The organism is Spirillospora sp. NPDC048911 (assembly GCF_043198015.1).
Taxonomy (GTDB): domain Bacteria; phylum Actinomycetota; class Actinomycetes; order Streptosporangiales; family Streptosporangiaceae; genus Spirillospora.
Genome location: NZ_JBICUD010000014.1, coordinates 58154 through 73635, shown reverse-complemented (window position 1 = coordinate 73635; position 15482 = coordinate 58154). Strand labels below are relative to the sequence as shown.

Genomic DNA, 15482 nt, shown 5'->3' with positions numbered 1-15482 from the left:
TCACGGTATCCCTCCGCGCTCCCCGATCCGACCTCACGGCGTGTCCTGGCCGGAACGCGGCTGCGAGCGCTGGCTGATGATCACGTATTTCGGGTCGGCGGCGGAGGCTCGCCCGGCCTCGAAGACCGCGAACCGGGTCGCCGCCGAGCCTGCGAGGAGCGCGGCGCCCGCGATTGCCGCGGCGGCCCGTCCGCGCCTGCCTGCGCGCCCGCCCGCCAGGAGGCCCGCACCGGCTCCGACGGCGGTGAGGATCTCCGCAGTGCGCATCAGCCGGCCGGCCTTGCCCTGCTCGTAGGGCTCGGCGAGCGGTCCGAGGCGGCGGCGCATCAGGTGGCCCGCGCAGAGGTCGAGTGCGGCACCGAACGCGGCGGTGCCGCGGGCGAGGTCGTTCTCGGCGCGGGGTGCGAGCAGGAGGCCGAGGCCCCCGGCGGCCGCGGCCGCCGAGCCCGCGAACAGGAACGGGAGCTCGCGGTAGGCGCCGTGCCAGGCGGGGATGGCGGTGTCGGCGAAGAGCACGCCCGTGTACGTGGCGACCGCGGAGCCGGTCAGCGCGGCCCAGCCGGTGGCCGCGCGGCCCGCGCCCGGTGCCATGCCGGTGACGCCGGTGATCGCCGCGAGCCCGGCGGCCGGGCCGTAGGCGAACAGGATCCAGGAGCCCACGCTCATCGGCGAGGTCGGCTTGAGGACGCGCAGCATGTTGGCGAACCGTTCCGGCCGCCCGAGATCGTGGATGAGCGCCGCCGTGGACAGCGAGATCGCGCCGAGCGCGCCGACCTTGGACGCGGTGGCGAGCCTGTCGCGGCCGGTGGCGTGGGCGCCCGCCGCCAGCACCGACGAGGCGCCCGCGAGCCCGCCGAGGAAGAGATAACCCGCGATGTCGAGGGCCTTCCAGGTCGGCTCCTTGATGATGGGACGCCCGTAGTAGCTCGTGAAGTCGGCGTCCGGCACCATGCTCGCCTCGCCGCGCCGCTTCCCCCGACCGCGACCGCGTTCGCCGTGGCCGCCCTTGGCGCCGGGCACGGCCTCCCTGCCAGGGCGTTGCCCGCGCAGGCCCTCGGTGCGCACCTCCGCGTCGCTCACCGCCGCCTCCGAGTCGCCAGCGTGACCGCGGCCATGCCGCCCAGCAGGGTCAGCGCCGCCGCACCGGCATGCCGCCACATCGAGGGCAGGTCGCGGGTGGTGACCACCGGGTCGGGCGGCAGCCCGTAGACCTCCGGTTCGTCGAGGAGCAGGAAGAACGCGCCGTCCCCGCCGACCCCGTCGGCCGGATCCGCCCCGTACAGCCGCGCGTCGGTCACGCCGCCCTCGTGCAGTTGCTCGACGCGCGCGGCGGCGCGCTCGCGGAGCTCGTCGAGCGGGCCGTACTGGATGGAGTCGGTGGGGCAGGCCTTGGCGCAGGCCGGTTCGAGCCCGTCGCCGATCCGGTCGTAGCACATCGTGCATTTCCAGACGCGGCCGTCGTCCTCGCGCTGGCCGATCACGCCGTACGGGCAGGCGGGCACGCAGTAGCCGCAGCCGTTGCAGATGTCCTCCTGCACGACGACGGTGCCGAACTCGGTGCGGAACAGCGATCCGGTCGGGCAGACGTCCAGGCAGGCGGCGTGCGTGCAGTGCTTGCACACGTCCGAGGCCATCAGCCAGCGCAGCCCGCCGCCGTCCTGGCTCGCGTCGGCCGCCATGCCGAGCACGTCCAGCCCCTCGTACGCCGTGTGGTCGGCTGCCGCGTGCTGGATGCCGTGCTCCTGGAGGCCGACCGGCTTGCGCTGCTCGATGAACGCGACGTGCCGCCAGGTGTCGGCGCTCAGCCCCTGGGTGTTGTCGTACGACATTCCGGTGAACGTGAGCCCGTCCTCGGGGGTCGCGTTCCACTCCTTGCAGGCGACCTCGCAGGCCTTGCAGCCGATGCAGACGGAGGTGTCGGTGAAGAACCCCATCCGCGGTGGATGGTCGTGATGCCCCGCGTCGCCCGCCACGTCCTGTTCTGGACCCGAGAGAAGACTCATCGGTCATACCTCCATGCCGGTCCGCTCGGTGATGCCCGCACGTTCCCGGTAGCCGCGGACGAGCTCGGGGAGCGCCGGACCGCGTGGCCGCCGGCCCGGCCGGATGTCGGCCGTCAGGGCCTTGACCTCCTGGATGTGCACGTTCGGGTCGAGCGACATCGAGGCCAGCTCGTTGGCCGCGTCGCCGCGGCTGTACCCGTTCGGGCCCCAGTGGAAGGGCAGGCCGATCTGGTGCAGGACGCGGCCGCCGACGCGCAGCGGCGCCATCCGGTCGGTCACCATCACCCTGGCCTCGATGGCGTTGCGCGCGCTGACGATCGTGGCCCAGCCGCCGTGCACCAGCCCGCGTTCGGCCGCCAGCTCCGGTGAGATCTCGCAGAAGAACTCGGGTTGCAGCTCCGCGAGGTAAGGCGACCAGCGGGACATGCCGCCAGCGGTGAAGTGCTCGGTCAGCCGGTATGTGGTGACGACGTACGGATAGACGTCGGCGCCAGGGTCGGAACCGCTCGGATGCAGCCGGTTGTCAGGGCGCGAGAACACCTCGCGTACGGGATTGTGTCTTTGGCGCTCGTGCAGCGGGTTGTCGAACGGCGATTCCTGCGGTTCGTAGTGCGTCGGCATCGGCCCGTCCACCAGTCCGGCAGGCGCGAAGAGCCAGCCCTTGCCGTCGGCTTGCAGGATGAACGGGTCGGTTCCGGCGATCGCGTCGGGCCCTTTCGCATCGTCCCCGGGACGGTACGTGGGCGCCTTGGCCTTCTGGAAGTCCGGCACGTCATGCCCGGCCCATTCACCCGCTTCGCCGGCCGAGCCGTCCCACCAGACCAGCGCCTTGCGGTCGCTCCAGGGCCGCCCGTCGGGTTCGGCGGAGGCGCGGTTGTAGAGGATGCGCCGGTTGGCGGGCCACGCCCAGGCCCATTCGGGTGCGACCCAGCTCTGCTCGGACCCGGGTTTGCGACGCGCCGCCTGGTTGACGCCGTCCGCGTACACACCGCAGTAGATCCAGCATCCGCAGCTCGTGGTGCCGTCGCCGGCCAGCTGCTCGTACGAGGAGAGCGGCGCGCCGCCGGGGCCGTATCCGTTGATCTCCGCGAGCACCGCCTCCGCGCTCGGCTCGGCGTGCGGCCCGTGCGTGGGGTAGTCCCAGGTCAGGTCGAGGACGGGGCGGTCTCGCGGATCGGTCGAGCCGTCCAGCCCGGCCCGGATGAGGCGTCCCAGGTGGTACATGAACCACAGATCGCTGCGTGCCTCGCCGCCGGGTTCGACCGCGGCGTGGTGCCATTGCAGGGTGCGGTTGGTGTTGGTGAAACTGCCGTCCTTCTCGGTGTGCGACGCGGCCGGGAAGAAGAACACCTCCGTGGCGATGTCCTCGGTGCGCAGCTCGCCGGTCTCGATCTCGGGCCCGTCCTTCCACCAGGTCGCGCTCTCGATCAGCGAGAAGTCCCGGACGACCAGCCAGTCGAGGTTGGCCATGCCGAGCCGCTGGACCCGGGAGTTGGCCGACCCGACGGCGGGGTTCTCGCCCATCAGGAAGTAGCCCTTACAGACGCCGTCCATCTGGGCCATCGCCGTCTCGTACGTGCTGTGGCTCCCGGTCAGGCGCGGCAGGTAGTCGAAGCAGAAGTCGTTGTCCGCCGTGGCCGCGTCGCCCCACCAGGACTTGAGCAGGCTGACGATGTACGCCCGCATGTTGCCCCAGTAACCGTCCTTGGCGGCGTCCGCTCTGATGAAGGCGTCGAGGTTTTCGTGGGCGTGCGCATGCGGCATGGGGATGTACCCAGGCAACAGGTCGAACAGGGTCGGAATGTCACTCGATCCCTGGATGCTCGCGTGGCCGCGTAGAGCTTGGATGCCGCCGCCAGGGCGCCCGATGTTGCCGAGCAGCAATTGCAGGATCGAGGCAGCCCGGATGTACTGCGCGCCGACCGTGTGCTGCGTCCAGCCCACCGCGTAGACGAACGCGCTAGTACGGTCACGGCCCGAGTTGCTCACCAGCGCTTCGCAGACCTTGGCGAAGAGATGCGGCGGGACGCCGGACACCTGCTCCACCAGCTCTGGCGTGTACCGCGCGAAGTGGCGCTTGAGCACCTGGAAGACGCAGCGCGGGTGCTGCAACGTCTCGTCCGTTGGCACGTCCTCGGAATCGACTGCGGCGCCTCCGGATCCGTGGCTCTCCCCACGTCCCGACTCGCGGATGGACCGGGTGCGCTCGTCGTACTCCTCGTCCCGTTCACCTGCCGCGGCCACCACGTCGGAGCCCTCGTAACGCCAGCTCGCGAAGTCGTAGTGGCGCGTCTCCTCGTTCAGCCCGGAGAAGACCCCGTCCAGGTCCTCGGTATCCCTGAAGTCCTCGTTCAGGATTTTCGACGCGTTCGTATAGGCCAGGACGTACTCGCGGAAGTACGCCTCGTTCTCCAGGACGTAATTGATGATTCCGCCTAGGAACGCGATGTCGGAGCCAGCCCGGATCGGCACGTACACGTCCGCGACCGCGCTCGTCCGCGTATATCGCGGATCCACATGGATGACCGTCGCACCGCGTGCCTTGGCCTCCATCACCCACTGGAAGCCGACCGGATGCGCCTCGGCGTAGTTGGACCCCTGGATGACGATGCAGTCGGAGTTCTGCAGATCCTGCATGAACGTGGTCGCGCCACCCCTGCCGAACGAGGTGCCCAGCCCTGCCACGGTCGAGCTATGGCAGACGCGAGCCTGGTTTTCGACCTGGACCACACCGAGCGATGTGAGGAGCTTCTTGATGAGGTAGTTCTCCTCGTTGTCCAGCGTGGCCCCGCCGAGGCTGGCGATCCCAAGGGTGCGCCGGACCGGTACCCCGTCGACCTCGTCCTCCCAGCCTTCCCGGCGGGTACGCAGGACCCTGTCGGCCACCATCCCCATGGCCGTCTCCAGGTCGAGCTCTTCCCAGTCGGTGCCATGGGGGCGCCGGTAGAGCACCTTGTGGCGGCGCGCCGATCCCGTGGTCAGCTGCAGAGTGGCCGATCCCTTGGGACAGAGCCGCCCCCGGCTCACCGGCGAATCGGGATCCCCCTCGATCTGCACGACCTTCTCGTCCCGCACGTACACGTTCTGGCCGCAGCCCACCGCGCAGTACGGGCAGACGGACTTCACCACCCGGTCCGCCGTCGCCGTCCTGGCCCGGAGCCCGGCCGTACGAGCCGACTGGACGGCCGCCCCCCGTCCGAGCAGGTCACCGCCCGTGAGCTGCCGGTAGACAGGCCAATCCCCGAGCCAGCTGCGAACACCCATAGGGCCGTCGTGCCCGGAAGTGAGGCGCATAAGCCCAAGACACCGTGAAGTGGGTGTACCCGGCCACAAGCCGGTCGCGGTGCCAGGGGAGATTCTCGGATCCGGCTTGACCCTCACGTTGCGTGAGGCTCCAAGGTGGGACGCATGAGCAATTACTACGACGCGTTCGAGATGAGTCCCGTGCCGGTTCCCGGCCCGGACGCCGTTCCGCCGGAGCCGTTCCGTGGCATCTATGGAATGCCCGCGTTCGCGACGATCCCCACGAACGATTTGGCGGAATCGGCGGACTTCTGGATTCGCGGGCTCGGGTTCTTCGAACTCTTCAGCATTCCCGGCAGGGTCGTGCATCTGCGCCGGTGGGCGTTCCAGGACGTGCTTCTCGTCTCGGAAGGGAGCGTGCCGGAAAAGGCGCCGGCGATGAGCATCAGTTTCGCGTGCCTGCTCAGCCAGGTCGACCCCCTCGTCGAGGCCTGTCGCGCTTTGCGTCCGGACTCGGTCGAGGGCCCACGGGACACCCCTTGGACCACGCGCGACGTGACGGTGATCACACCCGAGAACGCACGGATCGTTTTCACCGCGGCGAAGGTCTTCGACCCGGCCAGCGAGGAGGCGCGGAATCTTGAGGCCGTCGGGATCACTGCACCGGGCGCAGGTGGCAGCGCCAATACCGGTGGCGGCGCCAACGTCGGTGGTGGCGACAATGGGGAGCATGCCTGATGCCGCCGACGCCGACGACTCCGTGGAGGCCGACGGCCTGACCGTCGGTCAGGTCTCGGCGCGTCTGGGCGTGACGGTCCGCGCGCTGCACCACTGGGACGGGATCGGTCTGGCGCGGCCGTCGTTGCGTACGGCCGCCGGGTATCGGCTCTACACCGCCGGTGATCTGGAACGCCTGCACCGCATCGTCGTCTACCGGGAGATCGGTCTCGGCCTGGACCAGATCCGGGCCATCCTGGACGACTCGTCCGCGGACGTGCCCGCCGCATTGCGTGCGCAGCGCGCCCAGGTCGCTGAGCGGATCGACCACCTCCGGCAACTCGGCGCCGGGCTGGACCGGATGATCGACGCCCACGAACGCGGCCTGCTGCTGACCGTCGAGCAGCAGGCCGCGATCTTCGGCCCGCAGTGGAACCCGGACTGGCCCGCTGAGGCCCGGCAGCGCTACGCGGACACCCCGCAATGGCGGCAGTACGCCGAACGGTCGGCGTCTCGCGGTCCGGAGGAATGGCAGGCCATCGCCGACGCCGTTGCCGGTTTCGACCGCGCCCTCGTGGAGGCGATGGAGGCCGGGGTCACACCTGGCAGCCCAGAAGCGGATCAACTCGTCGAGCGGCACCGCGAAGTCTTCGCTTCATACTTTCCCCTCACCAGGCAGATGCAGGTCTGCCTGGGCCGCATGTTCGAGGCCGATCCTGCGTATGCCGCCCACTACGACAGCATTCGCGCCGGCCTTGCCACGTGGTTCCGTCGAATCATCGACGCCAGTGCGCGCGCCCACGGAATCGACCCCGACACCGCGACCTGGCAGTAAACGCGGGACCGCGACCTGGGCAGTAGCGCAGAGTAACGCGCGGGTAGTGCGCGAGTAGTGCGCGAGTCTGTGAAACCCACTCCAGGCAATCCGGGGCTATCTACGCTTACCGGGGTGAATGATCATCTCCTGGTGACCACGACCGTGCACAGCCGCGAAGCCGCGATCGAACTCCTGCGGTCGGCGGTACGCGCGAAGCTGGCGGCCTCCGGACAGGTTCTCGGTCCCGCGGTCTCGGTGTTCTGGCACAAAGGTGACCTTGAGCAGAGCGAGGAATGGCAGCTCTCGCTGCGGACGACGGCCGCGCGCTTCGAGAAGCTGGAGGCCCACCTGATCGAAGCCCACCCCTGGGAGAACCCCGAGGTGACGTACATGAAGATCGACGGCGCGGGTTAGGCGCGGGTTAGGCGCGGGCAAGGCGCGGGTTGGCGGCCCCCGTTCCCGGCACGACAGTTCGTGCTAACCACCTTGCACCCGGGGGACGGCGGCCACGTCGGAGGCTCCGGCGCGAAGACCAGGGGACGAACGGGATCGCGGGCCCGTGACCGGCGCCGGGAGTGATCGTTGAGCGGGGGCCGTGGGAGGGCGAGTCTTTACTCCTCCTCTTGTGACTCTTTGTAGTTGCTGCTATACGTAGAGTCGCTTGCTCCAGTCGGGAGCGGGTCGGGTCAACCACGGCACCCCCGCAGGTGACCCGGGCTTGGCGATGGGGAAAGGGAATCATGAAGTCCTTCAGCTACACAGAGCTGGACCTGCTGGTCGGCGAAATCCTGCCGGAACGCGCTGTACTGTCCACGCTGCTGGCGGCCGACGGCGACTCCTTCAACAACAACAACGCCGGCGGCGTCGGGGGCGGCGTCGTGACGCCCGGCGGCTCCACCGTGGTCGTCAACGCCTGCCAGAGCAACCTGACCTACCCCGACGGCGGCCTGCTGCAGTCCGTCGGCCTGAACGCCGCCCACCAGACCACCTCGTTCACCTGCTCACCGGGCAGCGTGGTCTCGGGCCACTGAGCGTCTAGCGGCGAGCCGGGGCTCGCGGCGGCATGAAGAAGGGCTGGCAGATACGCCAGCCCTTCGCCCATTGATCGGAGGAACGAGATGGCCTTTCGCGAACTGGACGACGATGAGCTCGACGGGCTCTCGGCCGAGGTGCTGCCCGGAAGAGTGCTGATGTCGACGATCACGCCATCGCCCGTACTGGGCGACCGGACCGAGGTGTTCTACGCCTGCCAGACCACGCATTACTACGGGACACCGGGCTTGCTAGGGATCGGCTTGCTGGCACAAGAGGCCAGAACCTCCACGACCTGTATGCCGGCCGCGGTCCACGCGTTCTGACGGGAGGCATGGTGACCGACCCAGCGCCGCTCACACTCCCCGCCCTGACCGAAGGCGCCGAGCTGGTGGGCGAGTTCAAAGACTCCGGATACCGCCAGCCGCCCCAGCTCGTCCGCCTGCCCAACCGCCAGCTCGTGCAGCTGGCGCCCCTCCTTTTTCTCGTGGTCAAGGCCCTGCACGACCATCGCCACCTGGCCGCGGATCCCCCTAACGCGCTGGCCAAGGTCGCCGATGCCGTGACCGAGGCGGCGGGCGCCCGGATCTCGGCCGACCAGGTGGTCTTCCTCGTCGACCGCAAGCTGGCCCCGCTCGGAGTCACGACCTACAGCGACGGCACCGCGCCGAGCATCGCCAAAGCCAGCAATTTCCTGGCTCTCCGCTTTCGAACGGCCGTACTCCCGGAATCCGTCACCTGGTTCATCAGCGGTCTGTTCGCCTGGCTTTTCAAGCCCGCCATAGTGCTTCCCATGCTCGGCTTCGTCACGGCGGCCGAAGTCTGGCTGGCCGCCCAGCCGATAGGCGAGGCCCTGAACCATGCCATTCTCGCCCCGGAGAGCATCCTGGTGGTGCTGGCCCTGAGCATCCTCTCGTGCGTCTTCCACGAGATCGGACATGCCAGCGCCTGCCGCTACAGCGGTGTCCGCCCGGGCGTCATGGGCTGCGGCATCTACGTGGTCTGGCCGGCCTTCTACACCGACATCACCGACTCGTACCGGCTGGGACGCCGCGGACGCCTCCGTACCGACCTGGGCGGCGTCTACTTCAACGGCATCGTCCTCATAGCGCTCGCGGTCCTGTACGCCTTCACCGGCTACCTTCCGCTGCTGGTGACCATCCTGGTCGTCAACCTTGAGATCATCCAGCAACTCCTGCCCACACTGCGCTTCGACGGCTACTACATCGTCTCGGACCTGGTCGGCATCCCCGACCTGTTCAAGTACATCCGCCCGATCCTGCGCCGCACGCTGCTCCGCCGCCCCGACGAAAGCCTCCACGCGCTTAAAAGGTGGCCGCAGATAATCGTCACGCTATGGGTGCTGACCGTCATTCCGGTGCTGGCGTTCCAACTGAGCCTGCTGGCAGCAAGAGTTCCCACCCTGGTCATGGCCGAATGGCAACGCCTGCAAAACCTGGTCTCCGCGGCTCAAACCGCCAGTTGGCTGGCCCTCCTGGTAGGAACGCTCCAGTTCGTACTCCTGAGTCTCCCCCTGCTGGGCCTGACCCTCCTCGCCTACTGGACCGTCCGCGCCCTGGCCAGAAAAATCATCAAGAACGACCCCCTGGACCGCCCCACCCCCTCGCCAAGCCCAGCCCCGTAGACTCTGTCGCGTCGCCGTATCGCCGTATCGCCGGATGGCTGATGAAACCTCGTACTCCGGTTCGCCATCAGCGGCCGTCTCGTGGCCACCTCAAAGGGTGGCGGAAGCCCGAGGGGGCAGTGATGATCACTCGCCCCGGCCGGTGGTCGAACCCGTACAAGATCGAGCCGTACGGCCCCTACGACCGTGATCAGGCCATCGATCTGTTCGAGGCCGATCTGGTGGCCGGGAGACTCGTCACGGGAAAGGGGCGACCGCCGCTGGGCATCGCCGACGCCCAGCGTGAACTCGCAGGTAAAGACCTCGTCTGCGCCTGCGCTCCAGACGACCGCTGCCACGGCGACGTTCTGCTGCGATGGGCCAACACCGAACCCTGACCGGCCAGTCGAGGTTCACAGGGGTCGCAGCATGAGGGACAGGCCGTAGTCGAAGCGCTCGTCGAACGAGGCGTCCGCCAACTGGGGCAGCGCCTTGGCCAGCGAGGGGAAGCCGCCCGTGGCGACGGCTTCGGCCAGCCGGCCGTCTCCGGGTAGCGGGGCGGCCTGTTCTTCTTGGGCCAGTCCCAGCGTGAAGTAGACGATGGTCCAGCAGGTCCAGGCGGCCTCGCGTGCTTCGAGGCCGCCGTCGAGCAGCGCCTCGACCATCGTGTCGGCGAAGTGCAGGGTCGCGGGTTTGGCCGCGTAGGTGCCGGTCACGACGGCGGCCCCGTCGCGATGCGCCAAGAGGGCGGCGCGGTAGCGGCGTGCGAGCTCGTGGACCCGCTCCTTCCACGGGGTGGGGAGATCCTCTGTGGACGCCTCGCCGACGATCGCGTCGGCCATGAGTTCGAGCAGGTGGGCCTTGGTCTTGGCATGCCACAGCACGGTGTTCATCCGTACGCCCAGACGCTCGGCGATGGCGCGCATCGACACCGCCTCGACGCCCTTGTCCGCCAGGATCTCCAGCGCCGCCCGGACCACCGCCGCTTGCCTTTTGGTCACTGACCAAGTCTACTGTTGGTCACTGACCAAGGAGGGGACGCATGGAGCAGGTCATCGTCGTCGGAGCAGGCCCGGTGGGACTGTGGCTCGCCGCCGAGCTGCGGCTGGGCGGTGTGAGGGTCACGGTGCTGGAGGCCCGGCGGGAGCGCGATCCGCACTCCAAGGCGCTCACCGTCCATCCCCGTACGCTGGAGATCCTCGCGTTCCGCGGCCTCGTGGACCGCTTCCTGGTCGAGGGCCCGCACATCCCCAGCGGCCATTTCGGCGGCCTGGACGACCGCATGGATTTCAGCGTGCTCGACACGCCGTTCCCCTTCACGCTGGCGATACCGCAGGCCCGCACGGAGGAGCTGCTGGAGGAGCACGCGCTCGCCGCGGGCGCCACGGTACGGCGCGGCCACCGCGTCACCGGCCTCACCCAGGACGCCGACGCGGTGACGGTGACCGTGGAAGGCCCAGCCGAGCCGTACACCCTGAAGGCCGCCTACGTCGTGGGCTGCGACGGAACCGCCAGCATCGTCCGCCAAGCGGCGGCCATCGCCTTCCCCGGCACCGACGCCACCGTGTGGGGCTGGCTCGGCGACGTCGTGCTCGACCGGCCTCCGGCGGGCATCACCAACCTGTCCGGCCCGCACGGCGGCCTGATGATGGTTCCGCTTCCGGGCGGCGTCCACCGGATCGTCGGCAGCGACCCGGCCGGTGTCCGGCCCGTTCACCCGGGCGAGCTCACCCTCGACGAGCTGCGCGCCAAGGTCGCCGCGATCGCCGGGACCGACTACGGCATGCGCGACCCGCACTGGCTGTCCCGCTTCGGCAACGCGACCCGCCAGGCCGAGCACTACCGCGCCGGACGGGTCTTTCTCGCCGGGGACGCCGCGCACATGCACTTCCCGACCGGCGGCGTCGGCCTCAACGTCGGCGTCCAGGACACCACCAACCTCGGCTGGAAGCTGGCAGCGGTCATCGACGGGACGGCGAAGGACGATCTCCTGGACACCTACCACGCCGAACGCCACCCCGTCGGCGCCGAGCTGCTGGTCGGCACGCGGGCGCAGACCGCGCTCATGACCACGTTCACCCCCGAAGGGCAGGACCTGCGGACCCTGCTCAGCCGCCTCATCGCCACCGTGCCCGAGCTGTCCAGGGAGCTGGCGGAACGGCTGTCGGGGCTTGCGGTCGCCTACGAGCCGCCTCCGGGCGCGCATCCACTGACCGGGAAGCGGGCGCCCAACCTGCGGCTCGCCGACGGCGACCTGTTCACCCTGCTCCGTCCGGGCCGCCACGTGCTGCTCGACCTGACGACGACGCCGTACGAGGGATGGCCGGCCGCCGCACTCATCCGTCCCGACGGCCACGTGGCCTGGGCCGGCGATGACCCGTCCGAAGCAGGTCCGCTAGGAGAAGCAGGGCACTAGCAGCGCCATGGGAAACGCCAGGAGCGCGATCGCACTGAGGCAGGTGACGGGGGCCGCGGGGAGGTCAACCGGCGGACCCGGGACGCGAGGGCGTGCTCCGCGGCTCCCAGCGAGCCGGCGGGAAGCGGCCCGGTCCGCCGGCTCGCAGCGAGTGCCATGGTGGGGCCGCCATGGCGCCGCCTCGCGTGATCATCGGCCAGCATCTCCATCCGGCCCCGCTGCCGGCGCCGCAATCGAGCGTTCTGCATGACCGTGCGCACGAGCAATGTGAGGAGCCAGCCCGCGATCACCGATGCGCAGGCCAGCGCGGCCACGCGCCCGGGCCCCAGCCCTCGCGGCGCCAGACCCTCGCCCACGTCGATCTACAAGAGACGGAGCCCGCGCTGACCGCAGCATCCGCCCAGACGGGAACGTGGGCGCCCTGACCCGGCCAGAGTGGACGAAATTCACAAGGCGTCCCTTGCATCACTCGCACCCGGCTAATCTTCTACGAGCTATAGAAGGTTATGTGGAAGCCCGGAGGTCGTGTGGAGCCCCATCGTCGGCGACGGTCGCGCCTGGTGGGGATGCCCATCGCCCTTGCCGCCGCCGCCACCCTGACTCTGGGCACGACGCTGTCGTCCGCCGCTCCCACCGCGTTCGCCGCGGATCCAGGCGGGGCGGCGAAGGTCGCCAAGCTGACCAAGGAGATCAAGGCGCTGGAGAAGTCCTACGGCGGAAACCTGGAGCAGCTGCGCGACGCCCGGCAGGACGCCAAGGACGCGCTGGAGAAGGCGCGGGACCTCAACACCGACCTGGCGCAGACGCGAGCGGCGGTGGCTCAGCTCGCCGCCTCGCAGTACATCAACAACGGCCTGGACCCCACGGCCCAGTTGCTGTCCAGCGACGACCCCGGTGCCCTGCTCGACGGCGCGGCCCTGGCCAGCCATGTCTCACAGAACAAGGCCGCCAAGGTCAAACAGATCCAGGTCCTGGTCGGACGGCAGGACCAGGCCCGCCGCGAGGCCCAGCAGAAGATCAAGAAGCTCGAGGCCGACATCAGCGAGATCTCTCAGCGCAAGGAGCAGGTCAAGAAGCTGCTGAAGAAGTACAAGCCCGAATCTCCCAAGGTCGGCAGCGGCGGCATGACCGCGCGCATGGTCAAGGTACGGGACGAGATCGACGCCGAACTCGGCCCGTTCCCCACGATCGGCTGCACCCGCCCCGGCGACCCCCAGGACCACGGGACCGGCCGCGCGTGCGACTTCATGGAGAGCACCGCCGGCAGCATGCCCTCGGCGGCCCGCATGGCGCACGGCGACCAGGTCGCCGCGTACGCCATCAAGCACGCCGGACGGCTCGGCATCAAGTACATCATCTGGCGCCAGCGGATCTACGACATGCGCAGCCCGGGATGGAAGGGCATGTCCGACCGCGGCGGCATCACGCAGAACCACATGGACCACAACCACATCTCGGTCTTCTAGCGTGTCCTACAGAACGTAGAAAATGTGGACGCCGCCGTGGCGGCATTGGAGATGGCCATGCTGGGCGGAGTCTTCTTCTCGTCATCCGCATACACCAACGCGAACGCGCCGACGAACGAAAGGCTGAACGGCGCGCGTCGTAGGGTTGAAACGCTGGCACTGCGTCGAAGGTGGTGAAGAGTGCGGCTTGGGGAGCTAGAACGCGCGGTCATGAACGAACTGTGGCGCCGTCGCGAAGGCGCACTGGCCCGCGACCTCGCCGAGGCCCTGCCGTCCCACCCGGCGATCACGACGGTCCTGACGATCCTCGAGCGCCTGACCCGCAAGGGCATCGTGTCGCGGACCCGCGAAGGCCGTGCGCACCGCTACTTCGCAGTGGAGAGCAAAGACGCGCATGTAGCAGGCCTAATGCAGGAGGCGCTGGCAGGCGCAGGCGACCGGGAGTCGGCGCTAAGCCACTTCCTCCACTCAGCCAGCGTCGACGACGTAGCAGCCCTACGGCGAATGCTAAAAGCCCTAGACCCCCCTGAAGCCCAGAACTAACGTGCGGGCGCGCACCGCAACGCGTTCACCGACCGCAGAAGCCGACGCCCTCGCGCTCACCCATAAAAGAACGAGGTCAGGCGTTGGCGTCGACCCAAGCCGAGTGGTCGACCGGATTGCCGGCGTTGTAGCGCGAGGCCCGGATGCGAATGGTGTGGCCCTCGGTGAAGTTCTTGTTGCAGCTCCCCTGCGACCCCGAACCCAGCTTGCTGACGCAGCTGCCCGACCTGCCCGAGTCCACGTCGTCCCAGTCGATGGCCGCGGCGTAACCATCGGCCTTGGTGTCGTGCACCTCGAGGTAGTCGCCCTTGCCTGTGAAGCACGCGAAGGCGCCGGTGATTTCTTTGCAGGTCCAGTGCTGGTCGACGTCCGGAGGAGTCCAGTTGACCGCGTAGTCCGTTTCACCGCCGTAATAGGCGGCGAACGCGGCGGTCGGGTTGAGCACGATCAGCGATGCGGCGGCCACCGCGGTGAGCAGGGCCCGGCCCGAAGCACGCAAAGTCGGATCTCCTCTGTAGAGGGCTCCGGGCAACAGGGACAGCGCCCGGCATTTCATGATCCACTACATAAGGCACCTCCCCACGGCGTGCTGTCAACCCCCCATCCGTAACGGCTTTCACGCCGACCCCACTAGCGCCTCCATCGAACCCGAACCGCTAATCCGGACGGCCCCAACGGCATCCGGCCCATCCCCTCCGGCGTGTGCTCGGGCCGCCCCCGACACCTGGTCGACGTAGAACCAGATCACCACGCCCGCGTGGGAGCAGTTCGTAGAGGGCATCCGGCCAGAAGCGCCGCCGCTCGTGCCTTGCACGCCCGTAGGAATGTTGGGCGCGGGGCTGCGTCCACGCGGATGGCGTACGACTTCCGCAGTGAAGGGTGAGTCCTTGGGACGTAGGACGGCCACGCCTGCTTCATTCGGCGGAGCGTCCGCCCAAGTGTCGGATGAGTTGTTGGCTGCCGACGCTATCCAGCCAACCGGCAACAAGTCCGGGGCGCCCAAGCGGCAAGGACCGCTGGGTTTGCATCACTGCGGTTCATTTCGGGCCGCGCAACCGCGGAAAACCAGACACCGCGTCGAAGTTCTGCTCAACATCTACGCCAGGTGCACCGTCGACTGGACGAGGCCGCGCAGCGTCGCATCACCGGAGCCAGACGGAGATTACGGGCGGGTGCCCCCAGGGGCGTTGTCAACGGTCTACAGCGGGCCGCCCGCCTTCAAGATCATAGTGGCGGAAAAGTGGCGGAACGAAGATCACCGAGGGGCGTTCAAGGGTGTCCAAGAGCGCTGAAGCGGAAGAGCCGCTGTCCGGCGTTCTCGCCGGTCAGTGGCCCTTTTCGCAGGTGAGGTGTGGCGCCCCCGGCAGGATTCGAACCTGCGACACCCGCTTTAGGAGAGCGGTGCTCTATCCCCTGAGCTACGGAGGCATGCCGTTGCTTGCCGGAAGAGCGTAGCGGACGGCACATACAGGGTAGAGGAACGGGGGCACCGGTGGCTCCCCCTTATGAGGGGCTATAGGACGGGACGGGTTCATATCGGTACGCTACGTTGCCGTGACGGGACGCCATCGAGGGGACCTAGCGGCTCTGAAGCGTGCTCCCTGGCGGGTGCTCGCTCTTG

The 15482-nt window shown here is 68.8% G+C and carries 15 protein-coding genes and 1 tRNA gene; 10 read left to right on the top strand and 6 right to left on the bottom strand.

All coding sequences use genetic code 11. From position 1 onward, the window contains the following. Positions 1 to 33: 33 nt before the first annotated feature. The 3 genes from nrfD to fdh all read right to left on the bottom strand — a co-directional run bounded on the left by nrfD (position 34) and on the right by fdh (position 5267). Positions 34 to 1080 (bottom strand): NrfD/PsrC family molybdoenzyme membrane anchor subunit, encoded by a 1047-nt coding sequence (nrfD, locus tag ACGFNU_RS44970; RefSeq protein ID WP_392602817.1) that lies wholly within the window; start codon positions 1078 to 1080, stop codon positions 34 to 36. Further along, positions 1077 to 1934 (bottom strand): 4Fe-4S dicluster domain-containing protein, encoded by an 858-nt coding sequence (locus ACGFNU_RS44965; RefSeq protein WP_392603006.1) that lies wholly within the window; start codon positions 1932 to 1934, stop codon positions 1077 to 1079. Before ACGFNU_RS44965 ends, nrfD begins: the two co-directional genes overlap by 4 nt. A gap of 72 nt (positions 1935 to 2006) precedes the next feature. After that, the gene (fdh, locus tag ACGFNU_RS44960) at positions 2007 to 5267 is read right to left on the bottom strand and encodes a formate dehydrogenase (RefSeq protein ID WP_392602816.1); all 3261 of its coding nucleotides are present in this window, start codon (positions 5265 to 5267) and stop codon (positions 2007 to 2009) included. Between the two features lie 144 nt (positions 5268 to 5411). On the opposite strand from fdh, the gene ACGFNU_RS44955 reads away from it, so the two are divergent. The 7 genes from ACGFNU_RS44955 to ACGFNU_RS44925 all read left to right on the top strand — a co-directional run bounded on the left by ACGFNU_RS44955 (position 5412) and on the right by ACGFNU_RS44925 (position 9834). Beyond that, positions 5412 to 5984, top strand: coding sequence for a VOC family protein (locus ACGFNU_RS44955; protein ID WP_392602815.1), 573 nt, complete (start codon positions 5412 to 5414; stop codon positions 5982 to 5984). Further along, on the top strand, positions 5977 to 6798 hold the full coding sequence (locus ACGFNU_RS44950; RefSeq protein WP_392602814.1) for a MerR family transcriptional regulator: 822 nt from the start codon (positions 5977 to 5979) through the stop codon (positions 6796 to 6798). The genes ACGFNU_RS44955 and ACGFNU_RS44950 overlap by 8 nt, the downstream gene beginning before the upstream one ends. 114 nt (positions 6799 to 6912) lie before the next feature. Continuing rightward, complete coding sequence (gene cutA, locus ACGFNU_RS44945) at positions 6913 to 7194, top strand: divalent-cation tolerance protein CutA (protein ID WP_392602813.1); 282 nt, start codon at positions 6913 to 6915, stop codon at positions 7192 to 7194. 326 nt (positions 7195 to 7520) lie between these two features. Continuing rightward, on the top strand, positions 7521 to 7811 hold the full coding sequence (locus ACGFNU_RS44940) for a hypothetical protein (RefSeq protein ID WP_392602812.1): 291 nt from the start codon (positions 7521 to 7523) through the stop codon (positions 7809 to 7811). A gap of 87 nt (positions 7812 to 7898) precedes the next feature. Continuing rightward, positions 7899 to 8138, top strand: a complete 240-nt coding sequence (locus tag ACGFNU_RS44935) for a hypothetical protein (protein ID WP_392602811.1) — start codon at positions 7899 to 7901, stop codon at positions 8136 to 8138. A gap of 8 nt (positions 8139 to 8146) precedes the next feature. Further along, entirely contained in the window at positions 8147 to 9457 is a 1311-nt protein-coding gene (locus ACGFNU_RS44930; RefSeq protein WP_392602810.1) for a hypothetical protein, read from the top strand. 41 nt (positions 9458 to 9498) lie between these two features. Beyond that, positions 9499 to 9834 carry a DUF4326 domain-containing protein gene (locus tag ACGFNU_RS44925; protein WP_392602809.1) on the top strand — a complete coding sequence of 112 codons (336 nt, stop codon included), beginning with the start codon at positions 9499 to 9501 and terminating at the stop codon, positions 9832 to 9834. A gap of 15 nt (positions 9835 to 9849) precedes the next feature. Here ACGFNU_RS44925 and ACGFNU_RS44920 read toward each other — a convergent pair whose 3' ends face one another. Beyond that, positions 9850 to 10437: a TetR/AcrR family transcriptional regulator C-terminal domain-containing protein gene (locus tag ACGFNU_RS44920; protein WP_392602808.1), complete on the bottom strand. Its 588-nt coding sequence runs from the start codon at positions 10435 to 10437 to the stop codon at positions 9850 to 9852. A 41-nt stretch (positions 10438 to 10478) separates the two neighbouring features. On the opposite strand from ACGFNU_RS44920, the gene ACGFNU_RS44915 reads away from it, so the two are divergent. The 3 genes from ACGFNU_RS44915 (at position 10479) to ACGFNU_RS44905 (ending at position 13861) form a co-directional block, all read left to right on the top strand. Beyond that, on the top strand, positions 10479 to 11852 hold the full coding sequence (locus ACGFNU_RS44915; protein ID WP_392602807.1) for an FAD-dependent monooxygenase: 1374 nt from the start codon (positions 10479 to 10481) through the stop codon (positions 11850 to 11852). Positions 11853 to 12418: 566 nt separating this feature from the next. Next, entirely contained in the window at positions 12419 to 13318 is a 900-nt protein-coding gene (locus tag ACGFNU_RS44910; RefSeq protein WP_392603005.1) for a coiled-coil domain-containing protein, read from the top strand. Positions 13319 to 13498: 180 nt separating this feature from the next. Beyond that, on the top strand, positions 13499 to 13861 hold the full coding sequence (locus ACGFNU_RS44905; protein WP_392602806.1) for a BlaI/MecI/CopY family transcriptional regulator: 363 nt from the start codon (positions 13499 to 13501) through the stop codon (positions 13859 to 13861). A gap of 76 nt (positions 13862 to 13937) precedes the next feature. Here ACGFNU_RS44905 and ACGFNU_RS44900 read toward each other — a convergent pair whose 3' ends face one another. Both ACGFNU_RS44900 and ACGFNU_RS44895 read right to left on the bottom strand, forming a co-directional pair. Continuing rightward, the gene (locus ACGFNU_RS44900) at positions 13938 to 14360 is read right to left on the bottom strand and encodes a hypothetical protein (protein WP_392602805.1); all 423 of its coding nucleotides are present in this window, start codon (positions 14358 to 14360) and stop codon (positions 13938 to 13940) included. A gap of 853 nt (positions 14361 to 15213) precedes the next feature. Beyond that, positions 15214 to 15289, bottom strand: a tRNA-Arg gene (locus ACGFNU_RS44895). Positions 15290 to 15482: the final 193 nt, after the last annotated feature.